The 20,694-nt window shown below is 62.5% G+C and carries 21 protein-coding genes; 8 read left to right on the top strand and 13 right to left on the bottom strand.

Annotated features, from left to right (window positions below; all coding sequences use genetic code 11):
- Positions 1-29: 29 nt before the first annotated feature.
- Genes ACFQ95_RS09570 through ACFQ95_RS09580 form a run of 3 tightly spaced genes read right to left on the bottom strand, consistent with a single transcriptional unit; the run spans position 30 to position 1,277 of the window.
- Positions 30-515: a double zinc ribbon domain-containing protein gene (locus tag ACFQ95_RS09570; protein ID WP_422830630.1), complete on the bottom strand. Its 486-nt coding sequence runs from the start codon at positions 513-515 to the stop codon at positions 30-32.
- Between the two features lie 40 nt (positions 516-555).
- Positions 556-1,146, bottom strand: coding sequence for a tyrosine-type recombinase/integrase (locus ACFQ95_RS09575; RefSeq protein ID WP_422830631.1), 591 nt, complete (start codon positions 1,144-1,146; stop codon positions 556-558).
- Positions 1,140-1,277, bottom strand: a complete 138-nt coding sequence (locus tag ACFQ95_RS09580) for a hypothetical protein (protein WP_422830632.1) — start codon at positions 1,275-1,277, stop codon at positions 1,140-1,142. The genes ACFQ95_RS09575 and ACFQ95_RS09580 overlap by 7 nt, the downstream gene beginning before the upstream one ends.
- Positions 1,278-1,521: 244 nt before the next feature.
- Here ACFQ95_RS09580 and ACFQ95_RS09585 point away from each other — a divergent pair, with 244 nt between their 5' ends.
- Both ACFQ95_RS09585 and ACFQ95_RS09590 read left to right on the top strand, forming a co-directional pair.
- Positions 1,522-1,713, top strand: coding sequence for a hypothetical protein (locus ACFQ95_RS09585; RefSeq protein ID WP_422830633.1), 192 nt, complete (start codon positions 1,522-1,524; stop codon positions 1,711-1,713).
- 136 nt (positions 1,714-1,849) lie between these two features.
- Positions 1,850-2,782: a glycoside hydrolase family 26 protein gene (locus ACFQ95_RS09590; RefSeq protein WP_422830634.1), complete on the top strand. Its 933-nt coding sequence runs from the start codon at positions 1,850-1,852 to the stop codon at positions 2,780-2,782.
- Between the two features lie 290 nt (positions 2,783-3,072).
- Here the strand turns inward: ACFQ95_RS09590 and ACFQ95_RS09595 are convergent, their stop codons facing one another.
- Both ACFQ95_RS09595 and ACFQ95_RS09600 read right to left on the bottom strand, forming a co-directional pair.
- A complete protein-coding gene (locus ACFQ95_RS09595; protein WP_422830635.1) occupies positions 3,073-4,275 on the bottom strand; it encodes a diaminopropionate ammonia-lyase in 1,203 nt (400 codons plus the stop codon).
- 49 nt (positions 4,276-4,324) lie between these two features.
- On the bottom strand, positions 4,325-5,512 hold the full coding sequence (locus ACFQ95_RS09600; protein WP_422830636.1) for a M20 aminoacylase family protein: 1,188 nt from the start codon (positions 5,510-5,512) through the stop codon (positions 4,325-4,327).
- Positions 5,513-5,641: 129 nt separating this feature from the next.
- On the opposite strand from ACFQ95_RS09600, the gene ACFQ95_RS09605 reads away from it, so the two are divergent.
- A complete protein-coding gene (locus ACFQ95_RS09605) occupies positions 5,642-6,115 on the top strand; it encodes an Lrp/AsnC family transcriptional regulator (protein ID WP_422830637.1) in 474 nt (157 codons plus the stop codon).
- On the opposite strand, the gene ACFQ95_RS09610 is transcribed toward ACFQ95_RS09605, so the two are convergent.
- The 3 genes from ACFQ95_RS09610 to ACFQ95_RS09620 are packed head-to-tail and all read right to left on the bottom strand — an operon-like array spanning position 6,112 to position 9,231.
- On the bottom strand, positions 6,112-7,296 hold the full coding sequence (locus ACFQ95_RS09610; RefSeq protein ID WP_422830638.1) for an FAD-dependent oxidoreductase: 1,185 nt from the start codon (positions 7,294-7,296) through the stop codon (positions 6,112-6,114). The genes ACFQ95_RS09605 and ACFQ95_RS09610 overlap by 4 nt on opposite strands.
- A 31-nt stretch (positions 7,297-7,327) precedes the next feature.
- The gene (locus ACFQ95_RS09615; RefSeq protein WP_422830639.1) at positions 7,328-8,323 is read right to left on the bottom strand and encodes a cupin domain-containing protein; all 996 of its coding nucleotides are present in this window, start codon (positions 8,321-8,323) and stop codon (positions 7,328-7,330) included.
- Positions 8,320-9,231: a LysR family transcriptional regulator gene (locus ACFQ95_RS09620; RefSeq protein WP_422830640.1), complete on the bottom strand. Its 912-nt coding sequence runs from the start codon at positions 9,229-9,231 to the stop codon at positions 8,320-8,322. Before ACFQ95_RS09620 ends, ACFQ95_RS09615 begins: the two co-directional genes overlap by 4 nt.
- 129 nt (positions 9,232-9,360) lie before the next feature.
- Between ACFQ95_RS09620 and ACFQ95_RS09625 the strand changes: the two genes are divergently transcribed.
- From ACFQ95_RS09625 to ACFQ95_RS09635, 3 genes are all read left to right on the top strand, one after another.
- Positions 9,361-10,215 carry a dioxygenase gene (locus ACFQ95_RS09625; RefSeq protein ID WP_422830641.1) on the top strand — a complete coding sequence of 285 codons (855 nt, stop codon included), beginning with the start codon at positions 9,361-9,363 and terminating at the stop codon, positions 10,213-10,215.
- 24 nt (positions 10,216-10,239) lie between these two features.
- Positions 10,240-10,875, top strand: coding sequence for an esterase (gene ypfH, locus ACFQ95_RS09630; protein WP_422830642.1), 636 nt, complete (start codon positions 10,240-10,242; stop codon positions 10,873-10,875).
- 95 nt (positions 10,876-10,970) lie between these two features.
- Positions 10,971-11,849 carry an MBL fold metallo-hydrolase gene (locus tag ACFQ95_RS09635; RefSeq protein ID WP_422830643.1) on the top strand — a complete coding sequence of 293 codons (879 nt, stop codon included), beginning with the start codon at positions 10,971-10,973 and terminating at the stop codon, positions 11,847-11,849.
- Between the two features lie 53 nt (positions 11,850-11,902).
- Here the strand turns inward: ACFQ95_RS09635 and ACFQ95_RS09640 are convergent, their stop codons facing one another.
- The 4 genes from ACFQ95_RS09640 to ACFQ95_RS09655 all read right to left on the bottom strand — a co-directional run bounded on the left by ACFQ95_RS09640 (position 11,903) and on the right by ACFQ95_RS09655 (position 16,622).
- Complete coding sequence (locus ACFQ95_RS09640; protein WP_422830644.1) at positions 11,903-12,325, bottom strand: hypothetical protein; 423 nt, start codon at positions 12,323-12,325, stop codon at positions 11,903-11,905.
- A gap of 101 nt (positions 12,326-12,426) precedes the next feature.
- Entirely contained in the window at positions 12,427-14,160 is a 1,734-nt protein-coding gene (locus ACFQ95_RS09645; RefSeq protein ID WP_422830645.1) for a putative bifunctional diguanylate cyclase/phosphodiesterase, read from the bottom strand.
- 268 nt (positions 14,161-14,428) lie between these two features.
- Entirely contained in the window at positions 14,429-15,070 is a 642-nt protein-coding gene (locus ACFQ95_RS09650; RefSeq protein WP_422830646.1) for a response regulator, read from the bottom strand.
- Positions 15,071-15,104: 34 nt separating this feature from the next.
- Positions 15,105-16,622, bottom strand: coding sequence for a PAS domain-containing sensor histidine kinase (locus ACFQ95_RS09655; RefSeq protein ID WP_422830647.1), 1,518 nt, complete (start codon positions 16,620-16,622; stop codon positions 15,105-15,107).
- Between the two features lie 227 nt (positions 16,623-16,849).
- Here ACFQ95_RS09655 and ACFQ95_RS09660 point away from each other — a divergent pair, with 227 nt between their 5' ends.
- Both ACFQ95_RS09660 and ACFQ95_RS09665 read left to right on the top strand, forming a co-directional pair.
- Positions 16,850-18,559 (top strand): methyl-accepting chemotaxis protein, encoded by a 1,710-nt coding sequence (locus tag ACFQ95_RS09660; protein ID WP_422830648.1) that lies wholly within the window; start codon positions 16,850-16,852, stop codon positions 18,557-18,559.
- Positions 18,474-19,190 carry a helix-turn-helix domain-containing protein gene (locus tag ACFQ95_RS09665; RefSeq protein ID WP_422830649.1) on the top strand — a complete coding sequence of 239 codons (717 nt, stop codon included), beginning with the start codon at positions 18,474-18,476 and terminating at the stop codon, positions 19,188-19,190. The genes ACFQ95_RS09660 and ACFQ95_RS09665 overlap by 86 nt, the downstream gene beginning before the upstream one ends.
- 82 nt (positions 19,191-19,272) lie before the next feature.
- On the opposite strand, the gene icd is transcribed toward ACFQ95_RS09665, so the two are convergent.
- Complete coding sequence (icd, locus tag ACFQ95_RS09670) at positions 19,273-20,526, bottom strand: NADP-dependent isocitrate dehydrogenase (protein ID WP_422830650.1); 1,254 nt, start codon at positions 20,524-20,526, stop codon at positions 19,273-19,275.
- Positions 20,527-20,694 lie beyond the last annotated feature (168 nt).

Consider the following 20,694-nt stretch of genomic DNA (forward strand, 5'->3'; position numbering starts at 1 on the left):
CTCGGTACTCCCAGAGAAAACAAGCTAAGTCATGCGAACTTGTAGTTGTGCCCGCAGTACGCGCACCGCACGGCAATCTTTGGTATGTGTTTTGAACAAGCCACGCACTCCATATCGTCGGGGTCCAATGCGCGCTTGGCCGGCGTTGGGTCAGCCGCGAAAAAACTGGGTGCCACGGGCTCTTCGGAGGGTAGGGCCGGCAGATCGGATTGGCAATAGCGGCACTTGATAGCCCCACGCTTGATCGTCTCTGCACAAAAAGGGCAAACCCTGGTGTCGCTGGCACTCTCAAAACCCGTCGCAAACTTCGTCCCGGGCTCGGGGGCGATGTATACAGCCTGTGGCTTCTGAGTAGACAGGTCTTTGAGGCACAGCAGAATCAGAAACATCAGCAGCGGCGAAAGCAGGAACGCCAGGATGCCCCAGGTAGCACCGCTTCGCCCCTTCGAGCTGGCGAATTTCCCCACCAGCACGCAAAACACCAGCCAAATAATCAGAAAGAAAAGCCCCTCCATCGCGCCCCCTCTTGGTTAAAAGTAACCAATGTAACAGCGCTCACGCCGCCAACCGCAGCACTCCAGGCCAAACCTTTGGCCGCGGGATCTCAAGGCGTTTGGTTCGTAGTGAGTCTGTGACGGGGAGCCAGAAATTGCAAAGCCCCGTACGCAAGTACGGGGCTTTTTGCTTTCCAGCCGTGACGAAAACGTGACAGCTCCACCACATGACGCCCTTACTCTTTGCGCTCGATCCGCATTGCCGCTGACAAAAGGTTTTCGGTCGCAAATTTGGCGTAGCAGTCCACCATCGTTTTGGACTTCCATCCCTCAGGTCTTTCAGCTCATCGCAATATGTGCCCGCTTGGCAATGCCAAGATGCCCAGGTATGGCGCAAGTCGTGGAAACGGAGATCCTCGATCCCTGCGCGCGTCAACGCCCCATGCCAAGCTGTATTGCTCACGTCAGCCCGCATAGGCTGCTGTTGTAGGTAAAGCCAATGCACAGATGCTTCGCGCACCAGCTGCAAAGGCCGGTTGCCCTCCATCACCAGGCCGCGCGCGTCGCTCTTGAGCTTTTCCCGGTTGTTGAGCTGCAAGTTGTTTTCAAAAACGCCCCGCTCGCGTCGCAACACTTCGCTCTCGGTCAGCACTCCATCGCCACATCGCGGGCCACGCGCGCACCAGTCCCTAGCGGGGACTTGCCAGTCGACGGGAACAAACTGTTCCAGCGTTCAACCAACGGCGCCCAGGTGGCCGAGGCCAGGGATTTGACTGGGTTCATGTGTGCAGATGCAACACCTGCGTCAGCTTGCCAATGAAGCTCGGCCATTTAAAGCGCTGCAGTTGGCCGGTCCGACCCACACCGGAAGAGGATGGCAATTAATTGTTCAGCTCCAATCAACCATCTCAAACGTGGCGGCATTGTGTCGTCAGTTGAGATACATGCTTATTAGTGTGAAGTAGTTCCGCAAAGGGTTATTCATGCCTTAGAGACTTGGGGCATTGATCAACTCTCCGAACTTTCCATGTCGAAAACATTCATTCATATCGTATTCGTACTTAGCGTTTCCAGCACACTGGTGGCCTGTGGCGGAGGACAAGACGAAGAGCCGCTAGAGCAAACCCGAGTCACCTCCACCGCAGTCGACCAGCCCACAAATGTCGATGCCGAAATTGTGTTTTCAGGTCTCGCACAGGCAGGGAGTGAGGCCGAATGAGCTGCATTCAGATAGGTCCAATGCTCGCCCCGCTCAAAGGCAGCAAAGACATCGCGCAGGCACTGCTTACACCTAGATCGATTCAAGCATCGCCGCGGAATTTCTCTCTCAACATCAATTGATTCGAGGCCTAGACATGAACTTAAAAACTTTCATTACTGCAGCTGCATTCTCAATATGTGGCGTCTTCACCTCCAACGCTGGAGCCGCCGAGCTCGGAGCTTATATGGGAGGTGGCTGCTATGGCGTCAGCAAGCTCGACGGCTACAGCGCTTGGTTAGGCCACAGGCCCACCAGAGGCATCGATTTTCTTGCAGCAGAAACGTGGGTGGCCATGGAGGCTGCCGCTGCTCGCAGTGCCAAATGCTGGAAACCGACCAATCTGGACATGACGTTTTCAGTACCCATGCTGACCACTGATAAAACGACGACGCTAGAAGCAGGCGCCGCAGGTGCCTACGATGAGCATTTCAAGACAATTGCAAAAAATCTTATAACCAATGGCTATGGCAATGCATCGATACGCATTGGTTGGGAGTTCAACTACAGCTGGTTCCCTTGGGCTGCAAAAAAGAATCCAACGGCATGGGTTGCCTACTGGAAAAGAATCGTGACCGCAATGCGCTCTGAGCATGGTGCCAACTTCACCTTCGACTGGTGCGTCGGATCCGGGCCAGGTGACATCAACCCCGCCGATGTTTACCCTGGAGATCAGTATGTCGACACCGTTGGCATGGACATCTACAACACCACTTGGGCAACGGTTCCACAAACCACGATGGATCGATGGAAGTATCGGATGAACAAGCCGGTAGGCTTCATCTGGCACAGAGACTTCGCGGCCCTGCATGGGAAGAAAATGACCTATGGTGAATGGGGCACGGGCACTCGTCCAGACGGCCATGGGCTAGGCGACGATCCTGAATTTATTCAACTGATGGCGGACTGGATCAAAAGCAACAATGTTGCCTGGCACCACTACTGGGAATACAACGCCAAAGACTTCGCTGCGAAGCTCAATGAAGGGCAATTTCCATTGTCGGCCACGGCGTTCAAGCAAAACTTCTGACGGCCAAGCGCGTAGAGGGCCCGGCCATCGTGCCCCCTCATGGTTAAAAGCAAGCCATGTCACAGCGCTCAAGCCGCCAACCAAACCACACCAGGCTAGGCCAAACCTTTGGCCGCGCAATCTCAAGGCATTTGCTTCGTAGTGAAGACGTGAGGGGGAGCCAGAAATTGCAAAGCCCCGCACGCAAGTACGGGGCTTTTTGCATTGTGGCGCGCAAAGAAGAAGTGGTGAGGTGGGCCTCGCCTCCACCCAACCTCCAGCCTCTATACAGCCTTTGGGAAAAAGACCACTCAGGTGGTTTGCCAGCGCTGCTGTGCCAACAACACTTCTTCGGCCGAGCGTCCAGCCAACTGTTGGTAGACGCTGGGCGCCGTGGCCCCTTCGGTGTTGACCACCAGAACGCGCGCCTCGGGGCCCAAACCCACCCGCGCACGAAAGGCTTGATCTAGGGCTAACGCCAAGACTCCGGCCAAACCTGCAGCGCCCGACTCTCCGCTGACAATGGGCACATCGCCCATGGCGCCGTGCGCCAGCAAACGCATGGCATCGACCGCCTGCTGGTCTTCAATCGTCAAGAAAAAATCGACCGTTGGTGCGAGAAAGCGCCAGGCCAGCGGTGAGGTTTCGCCACACGCCAAACCGGCCATCACCGAATCCACGCTGCCCGTGGCCTTGGACGCCACACCGTTCAGCGCGCTTTGCAGCAGGCAGTCGGCCTGCTGCGGCTCAACCACGATGAAGATCGGCCGCTGCGCGCCCCACTGCTCCCACAGGTAACTCGCCACACCCGCCGCCATGCCACCCACGCCGCCTTGCAGCAGCACATGGCTGAAGGGCTCAGTCCCCTGCTCGGCCAACTCGTCCACCAGCGCGCCGTAGCCTTGCATGACGTCACGTGGAATCTCTTCGTAGCCGGGGTAGGAGGTGTCGGACACCACACGCCAGCCGTTGGCTTCGGCCAGTTGCGCGGCGTGGCTCACCGAGTCATCGTAGTTGCCTTCTATGCGCACAATCTCGGCACCGAATGCGGCGATGGCGTGTTCACGCTCGGCACTCACGTGCTGGTGCAACACGATGACACAACGCACACCCGCGCTCTGTGCCGCTGCCGCCAGGGCGCGGCCATGGTTGCCATCGGTGGCGCTGATGACCACCAGGCCGTTTAATTTCGCACGGTAGTCGCCGCGCAGCACACCGCTAGCGTCCCAAGCGGGGTGCTCGCGCAGCACCAGGCGACTCAACGCGGCCGGGGCGCCCAAGGCCTTGAAGCTGCCCAGCGCCGAGCGTTTGGACTCGTCTTTGACCCACACCGCGCCCAAACCCAGTTGGGCTGCGAGTTTGGGCAAGGACCACAGCGGCGTGGCCTCTGGCGCCAAGTGTTTCCACGGCGCCAGCCACGCGCGTGTGCGGCGCGCCTCGGCAATCGACATGATGGTTTTGAGCTCGGCGGGGTAGGCTGCGCGAATGGCCTGCGGGTTGGGAACGAGTTGCATGAATGAAGAAGTGAAGAGAGAAGAAATCGGCAGATAAAAAGTCAGCAGCTCAACGCGGCAACCGCTGGCGCACCAGTTCGGCAAAATATTCGGCGCCTATTGCCAAGGTGGCATCGTTGAAGTCGTAGGCACCGTTGTGCAGCGGCACACCGCCCGCCTCGCCCTCGGCGCCATTGCCCAGGAACACAAAAACGCCAGGCACCACACGCAAAAAGGCGCCAAAGTCTTCCGAGGCCATCATGGCCGGCACTTGGGCATCCACGCGCTCGGCCCCCACCACGGCAGTCGCGGCAGCCACGGCATAAGGCACATATTCGGGCCAGTTCACCGTGGGCTCGAATTCAAAGCTGTAGTCAAACTGGCACTCGGCCCCGTGCAGCCTGCAAATGCCTTCGCAGATCTCGCGCATGCGCCTGGCCAGGGTCGCCTGCACCTGTGGGTCATAGCTGCGCGTGTCGCCCTTGATGATGACGTTGGAGGGAATGGCATTGCGAATGCCATCGGTGATGAATTCCGTGCACGACACCACGGCCTGGGCGCTGGGGTCTAGCGTGCGCGACACAATGGTTTGCAGCGCCAGCACAATCTCGGCGCCGATCACGATGGGATCTATGCCCATGTGTGGCCGCGCCGCGTGCGTGCCACGGCCTTTGATGTGGATGACGAAGTTGTCCTCACTCGCCATGATGCCGCCGCTGCGCGTGGCTATGCTGCCCGCCGCCTGCCCTGGCATGTTGTGCAGGCCGTAGATTTCGTCCACCGGAAAGCGCTCGAACAAACCATCGGCCATCATCGCCTTGGCACCCCGGCCATGTTCTTCTGCAGGCTGGAAGATGAAGCGCACGGTGCCGTCAAAATTCTGGCGCTCACGCAGCAACCGTGCGGCGCCAAGCACGATGGACATGTGGCCATCGTGGCCACAGGCGTGCATCTTGCCGGGGTGGGTGGAGGCCCAGCCGCGGCCGGTGGCGGTCTCGGCCATGTTCAAGGCATCCATCTCGGCGCGGATGCCGATCACCCCCGCCCCTGTACCCACCTGCAGGCTGGCCACCAGCCCCGTGCCGCCAATTCCTTCGAACACCTGATAACCCAGCGCACGCAATGTCTTGGTCACAAAGGCCGAGGTCTGGCGCTCTTCAAAGCCGGTTTCGGGGATGGTGTGCAGTTGGCGGCGCCAGCGGGTGAGGTCGGCACTCAGGCTGGAGTCGCTGGGAAGGGGCAGATCAATCGTCGACATAAAAGTCCTTGGGGCGGTACGGCTGTAAATGAACCGGTGCAGTGCAATAATATTTTTTCGCCCTGCGTATTTGCTGCAGATTGAACGCCATCCGCGCACTTTCATTACGTTCTAAGCCGCCCTTTTGCAATGCCCACCCCACTCGACCCGTTTGATTTGAAGCTGCTGTCTCATCTGCAGCATGACGCACGCCAGTCACAAGCCGAGTTGGGCGCGCAGATCGGCCTGTCTTCAGCGGCCGTGAACCGGCGCATCAAACGCCTCGCAGATGAGGGTGTGATCGACAAGTTTTCGGTGCAGCTCGACCCCAGCGCCGTGGGTGTGGAACTCACGGTCATCGCCCAGGTCGAGGTGGAGAGTGAACGCATCGACCTGCTCGACGCCATGAAGCGCAGCTTCAGCGCCTGTCCGCAGGTGCAGCAGTGTTACTACGTGGCCGGCGAGTGGGACTTTGTGCTGATTTTTGCGGTGCAGAACATGGGCCAATACACCGAGCTTACCCGCGCCTTGTTCTTCCAGAACAACAACGTCAAACGCTTCAAAACGCTGGTGGCCATGGACCGCGTGAAGGTGGGGCTGGACTTGCCCCTGGGCGGGCTTTAAGCGGCAAGCGCATCCAAGCGCGCCAGTTCCTTGTAGAAGCCGTCCACATGCGCCTGCGCAGTGTCTGGCATGGCCTGTATGGTTTTTTGATAAGACGCCAGATCTTCCACCGCCCCCACCTGGCCCACGCGGCGTGAAGCGTCCTGCACAAACTGGCATACCGGCGCGCGACATTGCTCAAACGCCTGCAGCGCGGCGGGCACGTCGGCATGCTGCGCCAGCAACTGCGCCAACAGCACCGCGTCTTGCACCGCCATGGCGCCGCCCTGCCCCATGAACGGTGTGGACGCGTGTGCCGCATCACCGATCAGCAGCACGCGCCCCTGGTGCCACGGCGTGGGCATGATGACTTCTTCCACCGCGGTGTAGAGCAGCTCTGACTCTGCCGAAATCTCGTCGAGAAACTGGCGCGCGGGCGCAGCAAATTCGGCGAACTTGGCCCGCATGGTGGCCGGCCAGTCGGCCCGGTCAAACCAGGCGCTTTTGGGCTCGGCGATGGTGCCGAAGATGTAGAGCTTCTCGGCCGAAATCGGCATGATGCCCAAGCGTTTGCCCACACCCATCATCATGATTTTGTCGACCAGTTCTGGCGGGCGGCGGTGCACGCTGCGCCACACGCCCAGGCCCGAATACACCGGCTGCACTTCGGGCCACAACAGCGCGCGGATGCTGGAGCGAATGCCATCGGCGCCCAGCACCAGGTCAAACGTTTCGGTCTGTCCGTTCGACAGAGTGACCTGCACCACACCATCCTGCTGCACCAGTGCGACCACCGATGTGCCCAATGCCACGTCTATGCCCAACGTCTGCAGCCGCGTGGACAACACGCGGTGCATTTCGGCGCGTTTCACGCCCAGAATCGGCGGCGTGCCCTGCGGCCCCACGTTGGGGTAGACCACGTCCACAATCGGATTCCCCTGCGCGTCGAGGTAGACGTTGCGGCCGCTGGCGATAGGGAACCCGGCACACACCAGTTCGTCCATCACGCCCAACTGGGCGAACTGCGCCAGGCCGTTGCTGTAGACAAAGATGCCCGAGCTCTGAAACTGCCACTGCGGCTGTTTTTCGATCACGCTCACGCGCCAGCCACGTTGCGCCAGCGCGATCGCCGCCGAACATCCGGCGATGCCGGCACCAACAATCAGGACTTTGGGAGATAACTTTGCGGATTCTGTTTTCATGCCGCGATTCTTCTCGCCGCCCCGCCAGACCTCAACCCTTGTGACGCCGGATCTGGGCACCGTTCGTCCGCAGCTTGAGGTACTGGCTGGGCGTTTGCCCGGCCCAGCGCTCAAAGGCACGTGAAAACGCTTTCTCCGAGGCATAACCCACGTCCTGGGCGACACGTGCAACATCGGCCTGGCCCTGCTCAAACTGTTGGCTCGCAATCCCCATGCGCACGTCCGCCAGGTAACGCATGGGTGTGGTGCCCATACGCTGCACAAAACGTTCGCTGAACACCGAGCGCGACTGATGGCTCACGCGCGACAGACTCGCCACCGACCAGGGTAGCTCGGGGTTGGCATGCATCTGGGCCAGTGCTTTGCCTATGGCCTTGTCGCCTATGCCGGCCAGCCAGCCCTGCGCCTGGGCCGCGCCACTCTGCAGATGTGCACGCAACACGTGCACCAGCAGCAGATCGGCCATACGTGCGGTGACCAGTTGCCAACCTGGAACTTGCGTCAGGGTTTCGTCCACCAAGGCCTGGGTGGCCAGCGCCAGGGTGCGCGTAGTCGCCACCTCGGCCGCGCGCAGCACAATCAGCGGCGGCAACCACGACAACAGCGACTGACCACGGTGCTGCGGCATCCACAGATGCAACGAAAACAACTCGGTGAGCGCAGCGCCATGGCCGCCCTCGCCGCCGTGCCTAAAGGTGATGGGGTGGTCGCCGTGTGCCCCCGACATGTGCTGCGCCAGCAAACCGCTGAAAGGCAAGGGTGCCAGTTCGCGCGCCGAACGCACGATGTGTGGCGCGCCCTGTGGCAGCAGCACGATGTCGCCGGGCTGTATCAACACCGGCTCGGCGCCGTCGGCCTCTATCCAATACGGCTCACCCAGGCTCACGCGGATCAGCAAGCCCTCTACACCGTCGGAGCGCAGCGACCAGGGAGCGCTGAGCGTAAAACGCGCGGTGCTGGCGCGTTCGGTGCGCAGCGTGCCCAACACCAGCCCTATCAGGTCGCTAGAAGAAGTGGCCGTACTCATGACTTCGTCCCGGCTTTTTGCGCGCCCACACACCAGGGTGGATCACGCAGCGCCTGCACCAGAAAGTCCACCAGGCGCCGCACCTTCAGGGGCAGTTGTTTGCGTGTCGGGTAGACCGCGTGAATGCTCAACACCCCGGCATTAAATGCGGGCAGCAGTTCGACCAGGTCGCCGCGCAGCACGTCCTGCTGGACCAGAAAATCGGGCTGCAGGATGATGCCCTGGTGCGCCAAGGCCGCAGCACGGCAGGTGTCGCCGCTGTTGGCGCGTATGCGCGGGCGGGTGCGTACCGTGGTTTCACCTTCGTGTGTATGTTCAAAGCGCCATACATCGCCCGAAGACCAATTGCTGTAGGCCACCACATCATGCTGCGCCAAATCAGCCGGGCGCAGCGGCGTACCGCGCTGCGCCAGGTAGTGTGGCGAGGCGCACACCATCATGCGGGTCTGGGCCAGCACCCGGCTGACCAGGCCCGAATCGGCCATGTGGGCGATGCGCACCACCAGGTCAAAACCCTCCTCGACCAGATCCACAATACTGTCGGACAACACAATGTCCAGCGTGACCGCTGGGTTCTCGGCCGCAAAGCGCCCCCACAACGCGGCCAGATAAAGCGTGCCAAAGGTTTGCGGCGCCCCCACACGCAGCCGCCCGCGCACCTGGCCAGTGGCGGAAGCGGCTTCGACCTCGGCATCCGTCACCGCCTGCAGCACCTCCTTGCAGCGCTGGTAGTAGAGCTGCCCTTCATCGGTGAGCGACAGGCGCCGCGTGGTGCGTTGCAGCAGGCGCACGCCCAGACGCTGCTCCAGATCGGCAATGTGCCGCGAGATCGCCGGTTTGGAGAGCGCCACCATGTCGAGAGCGCCGACAAAACTGCCGGCCTCGACCACGGCGACAAATGTTTTCATGGCTTGAAGAATGTCCATCGTCTCGAATTTCAAAACAATATATGCCGAGTATCGGTGTTTATCTCGAATGGAGAGACGCCTACAGTTCATTCCTATCGAATCCAGCCGATTCCCCACCAGGAAACTGTCATGTCAAAGACCACCAAGTTCCCCAGCATCTTTGTCTCTCACGGCGCACCCACGTTTGCGCTGGAACCGGGCCGTGCAGGCCCATTGCTGCGCGGCATTGGCGAGCGACTGCAACAACAACCTGGCCTGCGCGCCATCCTGGTGGTGTCGCCGCACTGGCAGACACGCGGTTTGCGCGTCAGCACCGCTGCGGCGCCCGAAACGGTACATGACTTCGGCGGCTTTCCTGCGCCGCTGTACCGCTTGCGTTACCCCGCCCAGGGTGCACCCGCGGTCGCCGAGCAAACCATCAAGCTGCTGAGCGCCGCCGGCCTGCCGGTTGCCGCGCAGGAAAACCAGGGACTGGACCACGGCGCCTGGGTGCCGCTGCTGCACATGCTGCCGCAGGCCGATGTGCCGGTGTTTCAACTGTCGTTGCCTGTGGACCTCACCGCCCAGGGCGCCCTGCAGCTGGGCCAGGCACTGGCGCCGCTGCGCGAGCAGGGTGTGGCCATCCTGGCATCGGGCAGCCTGACACACAACCTCTACGAGTTTCGCCACACACTAGAGGGCGACCAGGAGCCCTATGTGCTCGACTTCGTGCAATGGATTCGTCGCGCAACACTGGCGCACAACACCACCGCCCTGGTGGCTTACCGCGAACAGGCGCCGCACGCACAACGCGCCCACCCCTCTGACGAGCACTATCTGCCGCTGTTGGTCGCGATCGGTGCCAGCAGCGCAGATGAATCGGTGGAGGTGATTGACGGCGGCGTGACCTACGGCGTGTTGTCTATGGAAGGTTATGTGTTTGGCGACCTGCCCGGCGCCGCCTTGAGCCGCACACCACAAGCCGCTGAAGCGGCACTTGTTTAAACGGTACCTAGAGCACAAGAAACCATGCCATCACAATCCATCGTTGTCCAACAACCCGCCAAGGCGTCACAGTTGGTGCTGCTGAGCCACGGCGTAGGCTCGGTTCCGCAGTCCCTTGTGGGCCTGGCCCAATGGTTTGCCCAACGCGCGCCCGGCGCCTTCGTGGTCAGCCTGGCGTCGCCCGAGCCGTCCGATATTTCCAATGGGTTTCAATGGTTTTCCGTGCGTGGCATCACCGAAGAAAACCGCCCGGCGCGTGTGGCTGCGGCCATGCCGGGCTTTGCGGCCAGCGTGCAGCATTGGCAACAAGTGGCCAAGGTGGACGCCCACAAAACGTTGCTGGCAGGTTTTTCGCAGGGTGCCATCATGGCGCTGGAATCGACCAAGCTGGATCACCCGCCCGCACACCGCGTGGTGGCCCTGGCCGGGCGTTATGCCGAGCTGCCCATCCACAAACCCCATGCGACCATCCACCTGTTGCACGGTACAGCCGACCCGGTGATGCCCGTGGCCCAGGCGCAAAGTGCGTTCGCACGGCTGCAGCACCTGCAGGCGAATGCCACACTGGACCTGGTGCCCGGTGTCGGCCACGAGCCGCACCCCGCCATGCTCAGCTACCTGGCGCAACGCCTGGAGCAAAACTTTAATTCAGCCGATTAACGCAACAAACAATTGATTAAAAGGCGGTTTTTCAATCGATCCAAGCAATCTAATCTCTGGCCTTCCGCAACACAACGCTTCAAAGAAGGCCCTTCATGCAACGCCGCACCCTGCTCGCCGCAGCCACCCTCGCCCTCAGCACCCTAGTCGCTGCTCACGCCGCAACGCCCCTCACCCTTGAGGTGTACAACCCCGGCGACAAAGCCATCTTCCCCGTGACCTCGGTGATCGTCAGCGGCCCGACCGAAGCGGTGCTGATCGACGCGCAGTTCCAACGCAACGACGCCCAGGCCCTGGTGCAAAAAATCAAGGCCAGCGGCAAGAAACTCACCGTGGTCTACATCAGCCACAGCGACCCGGACTATTACTTCGGCCTGGACGTGATACAGGCTGCCTTTCCCGGCGCCAAGATCGTCGCCAGCGCACCTACCGTGGCGCACATCAAAGAGTCCATGCAAGGCAAGCTGGGCTACTGGGGCCCCATCCTCAAAGACAACGCACCGCAGAAACTGGTGTTGCCCGAAGTGCTGCAGGGCGAGCGCATCCTGGTGAACGGCCAAGCCCTGGACATCCAGGGACTGCAAGGCCCGAGCCCGGAGCGCAGCTATGTGTGGATCCCGTCCTTGAAAACGGTGGCCGGTGGCGTGGTGGTGTCCAGCGGCATCCATGTCTGGGTGGCCGATACCCAGACAGTCGCCTCACGGCAAAACTGGCAAGCCACACTCAAGGCCATAGAAGCGCTGAAACCCGCTGCCGTGGTGCCGGGCCACTATCTTGGCGAGGGGCCCAAGGGCTTGGCCGCAGTGCAGTTCACCGCCAGCTACCTCAAAAACTTCGAGGCACAAGCGAGCCAAGCCAAAGATGCTGCGGCACTGGTGGACGCCATGCAGAAAGTCTACCCACAACTCGGCGAAGCCAGCTCGCTGGAGCTCAGCGCCAAGGTGATCAAGGGTGAGATGAAGTGGCCGCAATGAGTCCGCGTTTTCGCTGATCACGCCCCGGCTCATCTTGCGGCATCCAGTCGCATCTATCCCTCAATGGCCTTAGGCCGTGGCCACTGCTGCAGCCAGGCCGTGAGTGTGTACTCCAGTTCCGCCCAGCTGTGCACACTGCTCGCCCCCTCATGGACCGGCTGCGCGGCTGCGGGCGGCAGCATGCGGCCAAACCCCAGCAGCGTTGCGTCGGGTGCGGAGCGCTGCACATGACGGCGCAGCGCCCCCAGCAGCTCGCCTGCGCCGTCCAGATCCACCAGCACCAGGTCTATGTCCTTGGCCAGCAGCGTCATCACGGCATCGGTGGCTGAGGCCGCATCTATCACCCTGGCGCCGGGCTGCAGCGCGCTGCACACTTCGTGCACCAGGTCACGTGGCTCACGCTGCACAAAGACGGTCAGCACACAGGGCGGACCCGCGCTCGCCCCTGTCCAGGTGGCATTCAGCCGGGCCGACATGGCAGCTCCGGCAACAAGGCGATCGCCCACCATTGGCGTGCGCCAGGGTTTTGGGGGCGAAGGCAGAGGTGGTTCACGGCAAATCTTTCTACGGTTGAGGCTCAGTCCGAGTGTGCACAGCTGTCTTCGTTCTGCTCTTGATCCACATCAGCATCCAGGTCCTCAGCACTCGGGGTAAACAGCGCCCGCCACGGCCGTGAGCCGCTCAGCAGGAACGCCAGCGCCTGCGGATCCATGGGCCTGGCCAGCAGATAACCCTGACCTTCGTCACAGCCCATGGCGCGCAGCGCGGCCAGTTGCGCCCGGGTTTCAATGCCTTCGGCAATACAACGCAGACCCAGCCGGTGTGCCAGTTCGACAATCACCTTGACGATTTCGCGGGCCGAAGAGTCTTCCAGCATGTCGCTGACAAACTGGCGGTCGATCTTCAAATACTGGATGGGAAAACGCCGCAGGTAGGCGAGCGACGAATAACCCGTGCCAAAGTCGTCGATGCTCAGCCGCACGCCCAGTTGGCGCAGCGCCTGCAGCGATTGCATCACCGACGCCATCTCGCCGATCAGCAGCGACTCGGTCAACTCCAGCTCGATCAAACCTGGTGCTACACCATGGCGCCCCAGCGCAGAGGCCAGATCTTGCGCGGGGTCGGCGCGGTGGAACTGCAGCGCCGAAATGTTGACCGCCACCACCGGCTGCGCCAGACCCGCCGCGCCCCACTGCCCCAGGTCTTGCAAAGCTTGTTCGAGCACACGGTCACCCAGACGGCCAATCAGGCCCAGGCGCTCGGCCAGCGGAATGAACTCGGACGGCGCAATCGTGGTGCCGTCTGGCCGATGCCAACGCGCCAGCGCCTCCACCCCCGCCAGAGCACCGCTGCGCAGGTCCACCTTGGGTTGGTAGGCCACCTGTATCTCCTGGCGGCGCAGCGCCTCGCGCAGCCACAAGGCCAATTGGCGGGGGCGCGCCTGGGCTTCGTACTGCTGAAGGGCGGCGTCGCCGGGGCTGGCTTGTTGGCGCGCAAAAGAGGCATGCAGCAGGGTTTCGGCCGCCGATCCAGCGCCCGGCGCCAGCGAAGCCAGGCCCGTGGTCACGCCTATGGTGAGCTTGCGCCCCTGGGCCACCTCAAAAGGCTGCGCCAGCGCGGCCGTCAGGCATTCGGCAAATTGCCGCATCCAGAACACACCACCGTCGCCTACGCGGAAATCCGCTGGCGCCACCACCCCCACGGCGAACTCGTCTGGCCCCACACGTCCCACAATGCAAACCTGCGCATTGGACGCCGCTAATTGCGAGCAGCGCAGCCCCATCTGACGCAGGATGGCGTCCCCTCCGGCCAGGCCAAACTGCTCGTTGAGTGCCGTGAAGCCATCGATGTCCAAGGCCAACACATGCACATGTGCGCCCTGCTCGGCCAGGCGCTGCAGAGCACCCACAAATGCGGAACGGCGTGCCAGCCCGGTGATCGGATCGGTTTCGCCGTGCCGCAGCATGGTGTCGCGCGCCTGCGCCGGGGAAGACAGGCCGGAATACACCCCGAGGTAGAACGCCGAGGATGAGCCGTGATCGCGCAGCGCGACGATGCTCAGGCATTCCTGGTAGAGGTGGCCGTCTTTGCCGCGATTCCAGATATCCCCGTGCCAGCGACCATGGCGCTGCAATTCGGCCCACATGCCACGGTAGAAGCCGTCCCCTTGCAAGCCCGAGCGCAGCAGGCTGGTGCGCTGGCCCAGCAACTCGGCAGCGCTGTATCCCGTGACACGTTCAAAAGCGGCGTTGACACGCTGGATCACGCCGCGCGCATCGGTCAACACCATGGGTGTCGGGGCCTGCTGCAAGGCCTGCAGCCAAACCGGGGTCAGATCTTGGCTCCTGGGGAAATCTTGCGCGACCGGGCTCTTGGTTCCAACTCTCTCATCACACGTTGATCGGCGCGCAGGCGCCGCTCGGTTCACATCCACACTCTGCGTCAATCGAGCCTCCAGTGTCCAGCAGTTGTCTGGCAGCGACTTTAGAACGCGGTGCCGCAGTTGTCTGTGGGGAAGTCTTGACGGCTGTCGAGGGGCGAGTCGGTCAGCGCGAAAAAAACGGCTAGATGAAAGCCCGCTAGATTTCGTCCTCGCGCAGCAAGCCGTGGCGTATCGTCAAACGCACCAGTGCCGTGACGTCGCCCACACCCAGCTTGGCCATCAGGCGGCTGCGGTAGGTGTCAATGGTTTTCGGCGACAGATGCAGCTCGCGGCCTATGGCCGCACTGGATTGCCCGCGCACCACCATCGCCACAATCTGCCGCTCGCGCGGCGACAAGCTGCTGAACGGGTCGCTGCCGGCATCACCCGTGAGGGCCTGCACCGCGAGATCGGCCACCTCTTGCCCAAGGTAGCGTCGGCCCAGCACCACGGCGTCAATCGCGCGCAGCACCTCACTGGCCGGCGCACCTTTGAGCACGTAGCCGGCGGCGCCCAAACGCAGGGCCTCGGCCACATGCTGCGGCTGCGCCGACATGGTCAGCACCACCACATGCACCGGCAGCGCGCGGCGCTGTAGCTCCACCAGCACTTCCATGCCGGAGCGTCCACCCAGGCTCAGATCGAGCAGCAAGACCTGCGGCTGGCAACGTGCCAGATCGGCCACCGCTTCAGTGGGGTCGGCCGATTCGCCCACAACCTGATGACCGGCCGCCTGCAACACCGCACGCAAACCCTCGCGCACCATCTGGTGGTCGTCGACAAGGTACAAAGAAGTCATTCACCCATCCTGTTCAAGATCTCCGCAATCCATTTCATGCCGCGGCCATGGCCCACGACAAGCGCACCAAGGTGCCGCCTTCTGCCGGGCTTTGCACAGCGAATCGTGCACCTATGGCCAGGGCGCGCTCGCGCATGCCGACCATGCCCAGATGGCCGGGCCGCGCACGTTCGGCATCGGCCGGCAGGCCTTTGCCGTCGTCAATCACCTCGAGCACAAAGGCCTGCGCATCACCGCTCAGCACCACACGGATCAACGAAGCCCCGGCATGGTGGATGGCGTTGCCCAGCGCTTCGCGGGCCACCATGAAGGCGGCGTATTCAACATCCGGCGGCCAACGCAGGTCGACGACTTCCGGTTCGGTCTCGAGCAATACATCCAGCCCCAGCGGCGCCCGGCTGCGCGTCCGCACTTCGTTCTCCAACGCGGCCGCCAGGCCGTTGTCATCCAGCAGCGGCGGCCGCAAATCCACCAGCACCTGGCGCACCTCGCGTATCGCCTGGTCTATCAGGCCACCCAGATGGGCGCCGTGGGGATCCGCCGCCGCGGCGTTGTGTGCACCCACAACACTGGCCGCATCAAACGACAGGCGCATGGCGGTGAGCGTCTGCCCCAGCTGGTCGTGCAGTGCCTGGGCCAGGCGGCGCGTGGTGGTTTTCTCTTGCGTCATCAGCTGCTGCGCCAGTTCGGACAGTTCAAACTGGTACTTGAGCAGGGCCGTCTCGGCCTTCACGCGCTGCGTCACATCGCGCAGGATGGCGGTGAGTGTCAGTTTGCCGTTGATGGTGGCCTGCGAGATGGAGGCTTCGAGCTCCAGCTCTTCCCCGGCTGCAGTCAGGCCCTTTACCCGCCCTGCCCCCATGGCGCGCCGCGTCACCTTGGACTGCGCAAAACCCTGCAGGTCGCTGCCGTGGCGCTGGCGATAACGCGGCGGCATCAACCCATCCAGCGACTGGCCGAGCATGGACTGGGCACTGCGGCCAAAGATGCGCTCGGCCGCGGGATTGAACAGCATGATGCTGCCCGCCGCATCGGTGCTGACCACCGCGTCGCTGGCGGCATCGATGATGGCCGCCAGGGTTTCCTGGTGCTCGGCCAGGCGTTGTTCGGCACGCACGCGCTCGGTCACGTCGCGCAGTATGACGGTGTAGATGGGGCGGCCCTGCACCAGCACATGGGAGATAGAAGCCTCAAGCGGAAACTCTTCGCCATCAGCGCGCAAACCACTCACGGGCCCGAGCTTGCCCATGCGGCGCGCGGTCACACCGGTCTCGCCAAAGGTCTGCATATGTCCCTGGTGCTGCGCCCTGAACCGCGCGGGTATGAATTGTGTCAACGACTGCCCCAGCGCGGCCTCGGCGGCGCAGCGAAACATGCGTTCGGCCGCTTGGTTGAAGAGCAATATGGTCTGGTTCTCGTCCACCGTGACGATGCCGTCCATGGCGGATTCAAACATCGCCGCCAGCCAGGCGCCGCTGTCGGGCAAGGCGGCAGCACCAGAGCGCACGGAGACGGATGGATCGGCGGGGCGGCTACTGTGCGTTGGGGGCATTCATCATTCCAGTGGAGGGACCTCGCAGCTTGCACACCAGCATCAAGCCCAGGCTGAAGAAGATCGAGCGTCGATTCTATGTGTGACACACACGCTTCCAGGCGCAAGGCCGCAACACGCAGCCAAGTCTCCCCACAAGCCAAATCGAGAACTCCCGACAGTGCTTTGGTGGGCGCAAACCTACATTCCCCCTCAGCCACAAACCGTGCGCAAAGAAGGATGACGCCATGCAAACCAACCTGCCCGTGAGCCAGAACGAGTACCTCTTCCCCGAGACCGATCTGCTGGTGTCGACCACCGACACCCGGGGGCACATCACCCATTGCAATGAAGCCTTCATGACCACTTCGGGCTTCAGCTACGAAGAACTCATAGGTCAGCCGCACAACCTGATCCGCCACCCGGACATGCCCGAGGCGGCCTTCAAGGACATGTGGCGCACCATAGGCCGGGGCCAACCGTGGACCGGCATGGTGAAGAACCGGCGCAAGAACGGCGACTACTACTGGGTCGAGGCCAACGTCACCCCCATCATGGAAGCGGGCAAACCCAAGGGTTATATGTCGGTGCGTGTACAGCCCAGCCGCGCGCAGGTCGAACAGGCGCAGAAGCTGTATGCGCAACTCCATCTGGAAAAAAAGGCCGGCAAGCGCCCCTCCGTCCGCCTGCAGGAGGGTCTGGTGTGCCAGCGCGGCATCCGCGGCTGGCCAGCGCGTTTGCGCAGCGCCCCGCTGACCGCCTGGCTGGCCGCCGCCACGGCAGTCATCGCGGGCTTGGCGCTGTTGCCCGACGTATGGGGCTGGCAAGGCGGTCAAGCCCTGGCCACACGCGCGGCGGTGCTGGCGCTGGGCCTGGGTGCTGTCCTCACCTGGTTCCATTGGAAGTTGAGCGCAGGTCTGGCCGACGCCGTGCGCTTTGCCGGTGAACTCTCCGCCTGCAACCTCGCCAGCCGCCCCGCCCTGGGTCACGCCGAACCGCTGGGCGGCCTAATGCGCCGGCTGCACCAGATCCAGGTGAACCTGCGTGCGGTGGTCGGCGACGTGCGGCGCGAGATGGAAGGTTTCAGCACCTCGGCCGGGGAGATCGCCCAAGGCAGCCTGGATTTGTCGGCACGCACCGAAACCCAGGCCAGCAATCTGGAGGAGACCGCCGCGTCCATGGAGGAGCTGGCGAGCATCGTGCGCCAAAGTGCCGACACCGCCGAAGAAGTCTGCCAACACAGCGAAGCCAGCACGGCGCTGGCCACGCGTGGCGAACACGCGGTTGAACAAGCCGGCCAAGCCATGGCCGCCATAGCTCAGTCGTCGCGCCAGATTGGCGACATCAGCGACCTGATCGAAAGCATTGCATTCCAGACCAACATCCTCTCGCTCAACGCGGCCATAGAAGCCGCCCGTGCAGGTGAACAAGGGCGTGGCTTCACGGTCGTGGCCTCCGAGGTGCGTGCCTTGGCCAACCGCAGCTCGTCTGCGGCCAAGGAGATCCGTCAGCTCATCGCCCAGGCACAGGCACGCACCGCAGAAGGCAGCAAACGCATAGAGGGTGCGGGCGAGGTGCTGCACGAGGTGCGGCGCTCGGTGCAGCAAGTGGGCGCAATGGTGCGGCAGATCAGCGAAGCCGCGCACGAGCAATCCCAGGGCATCTCGCAGGTCAACGAAGCCGTGAGCCAGCTCGACGGTGTGACGCAGCAAAACGCGGCGCTGGTGGAAGAGTCCACGGCCGCCGCGACCGCACTGACCCACAGCGCCCAGGCCCTGCAGAACGCGGTATCGGTTTTCCAGATAAGCACGGCGGCTTCGGCCACGCCTGCACCCACACTTTTTGCCGTCCCTACTGCCGCAAGGAATTCACATGCACAAGCGCCCCACGCCCACCTGCTCGCAATGCCGTCTGCGCGAGCAGTGCCTGCCCGTAGACCTGAGCTGCGCGCAGCTTGAACGCGTCGATGGGCTGGTCAGCCAGCGCATCCGCGTGCGCCGCGGCCAAACCCTGATCCACCCCGGCAGTACGTTTCGCAGCTTGTTTGCCATTCGCAGCGGATTCTTCAAGTCGGTGCACGGCATGGCCAATGGCCGTGAGCAAGTGGTCGGCTTCCAGATGGCTGGCGACACCCTGGGCCTTGACGGCATGGGCAGCGGCCAACACAGCAGCAGTGTGGTGGCACTGGAAGACGCCGAAGTCTGCGCCATGTCCTTTGCCCAGATGGAAGGCCTGGCGCGCGAAATCGGCCCCATGCAAAAACACATACACCAACTGCTGGGTCGGGAAATGGCGCATGAGCGCAACGTGATGCTGCTGTTGGGCAGCATGTCCGCGGAAGAACGCGTCGCCGCATTTTTGCTCGACCTGCTGCAGCGCCTGCACCAGCGCGGCTTATCGGCTTCGGAACTGGTGCTGCGCATGTCGCGCGCCGACATCGGCTCCTACCTCGGGCTGAAGCTCGAAACCGTCAGCCGCACCTTCAGCAAACTCGCCGCCGATGGCCTGCTGGAAGTGGACAAGCGCCACGTACGCGTGGTGAATGCCGAAGCGCTGCAGCGCACCGGGCGGGGTTTGGCAGCGGCGTGACCAATCGCGCGCATCAAAAAAGCCCCGCCGTGCAACAGCGGGGCTTGGCGGCGTGCCCTGGGCGCTCCTGGGCCGCAGGGATTTACATGTTGTCAATCATGACCTGGCCAAAACCAGAACAGCTGACCTGCGTCGCGCCTTCCATCAGGCGCGCAAAGTCGTAAGTCACCTTCTTCGACTGTATGGACGTTTCCAGCGACTTGATCAGCAGGTTGGCGGCCTCAGTCCAGCCCATGTGGCGCAGCATCATCTCGGCCGAGAGGATTTCCGAGCCTGGGTTCACATAGTCCTTGCCCGCATACTTGGGCGCCGTGCCGTGCGTGGCCTCGAACATGGCCACGGTGTCGGACATGTTGCCGCCTGGCGCAATGCCGATGCCGCCAACCTGCGCGGCCAGCGCATCGGAGATGTAGTCGCCGTTCAGGTTCAAGGTGGCGACCACGCTGTATTCGGCCGGGCGCAGCAGGATTTGCTGCAGGAAGGCGTCGGCGATCACGTCTTTGATGATGATCTCTTTGCCGGTTTTGGGGCTTTTCAGGCGGCACCAGGGGCCGCCGTCAATCAGTTCGGCACCAAACTCTTTTTGCGCCAAGGCGTAGGCCCAGTCACGGAAGCCACCCTCGGTGAACTTCATGATGTTGCCCTTGTGCACGATGGTGACATTCGGCTTTTCGTTGTCGATGGCGTATTGAATGGCTTTGCGGATCAGGCGCTGCGTGCCTTCGATGGACACCGGCTTGATGCCCAGGGCCGACGTCTCGGGGAAGCGGATCTTCTTCGAGCCCAGCTCGTCTTGCAGGAACTTGATGAGCTTCTTGGCCTTGTCGCTCTCGGCTTCGTATTCGATGCCGGCATAGATGTCTTCCGAGTTCTCGCGGAAGATCACCATATTGGTCTTTTCCGGTTCTTTGAGTGGCGACGGCACACCCTTAAAGTACTGCACCGGGCGCAGGCACACATACAAGTCCAGTTGCTGGCGCAGCGCCACATTCAGCGAGCGGATGCCGCCGCCCACGGGTGTGGTCAGCGGGCCCTTGATGGACACCAGGTAGTCGCGCACCACCTCCAGGGTTTCCTCGGGCAGCCAGACGTCTGGGCCGTAGAGCTTGGTGGCCTTTTCGCCGGCAAACACTTCCATCCACTGGAGCTTGCGTTTGCCGCCATAGGCCTTGGCCACGGCTGCATCCACCACCTTGAGCATCACCGGCGTGATGTCTTTGCCAACGCCGTCACCCTCGATGTACGGGATGATGGGCTGGTCGGGCACGTTCAACGTCCTGTCGGCGTTGACCGTGATCTTCTGGCCTTCAGCCGGTACTTGGATGTGCTGGTACATAGAAAAAGTTCTCCGATGGATGCAGACCGTCGGCATGCATTCTTGTGGGTGGGAATCTTGTGAGATGGCCGGAAGATTCTAGTCTCAAGCCTGCGGCCTCCAGCCGCTGCGGCCGCGCGCTGGCGACAAGCCGCAGCGCCACACGAGCACAAGATAAAGTTTTGGTAA

Origin of the sequence: Variovorax sp. HJSM1_2, assembly GCF_049316285.1 — a bacterium.
In the GTDB taxonomy this organism is placed as follows: Bacteria; Pseudomonadota; Gammaproteobacteria; order Burkholderiales; family Burkholderiaceae_C; genus Rhodoferax_B.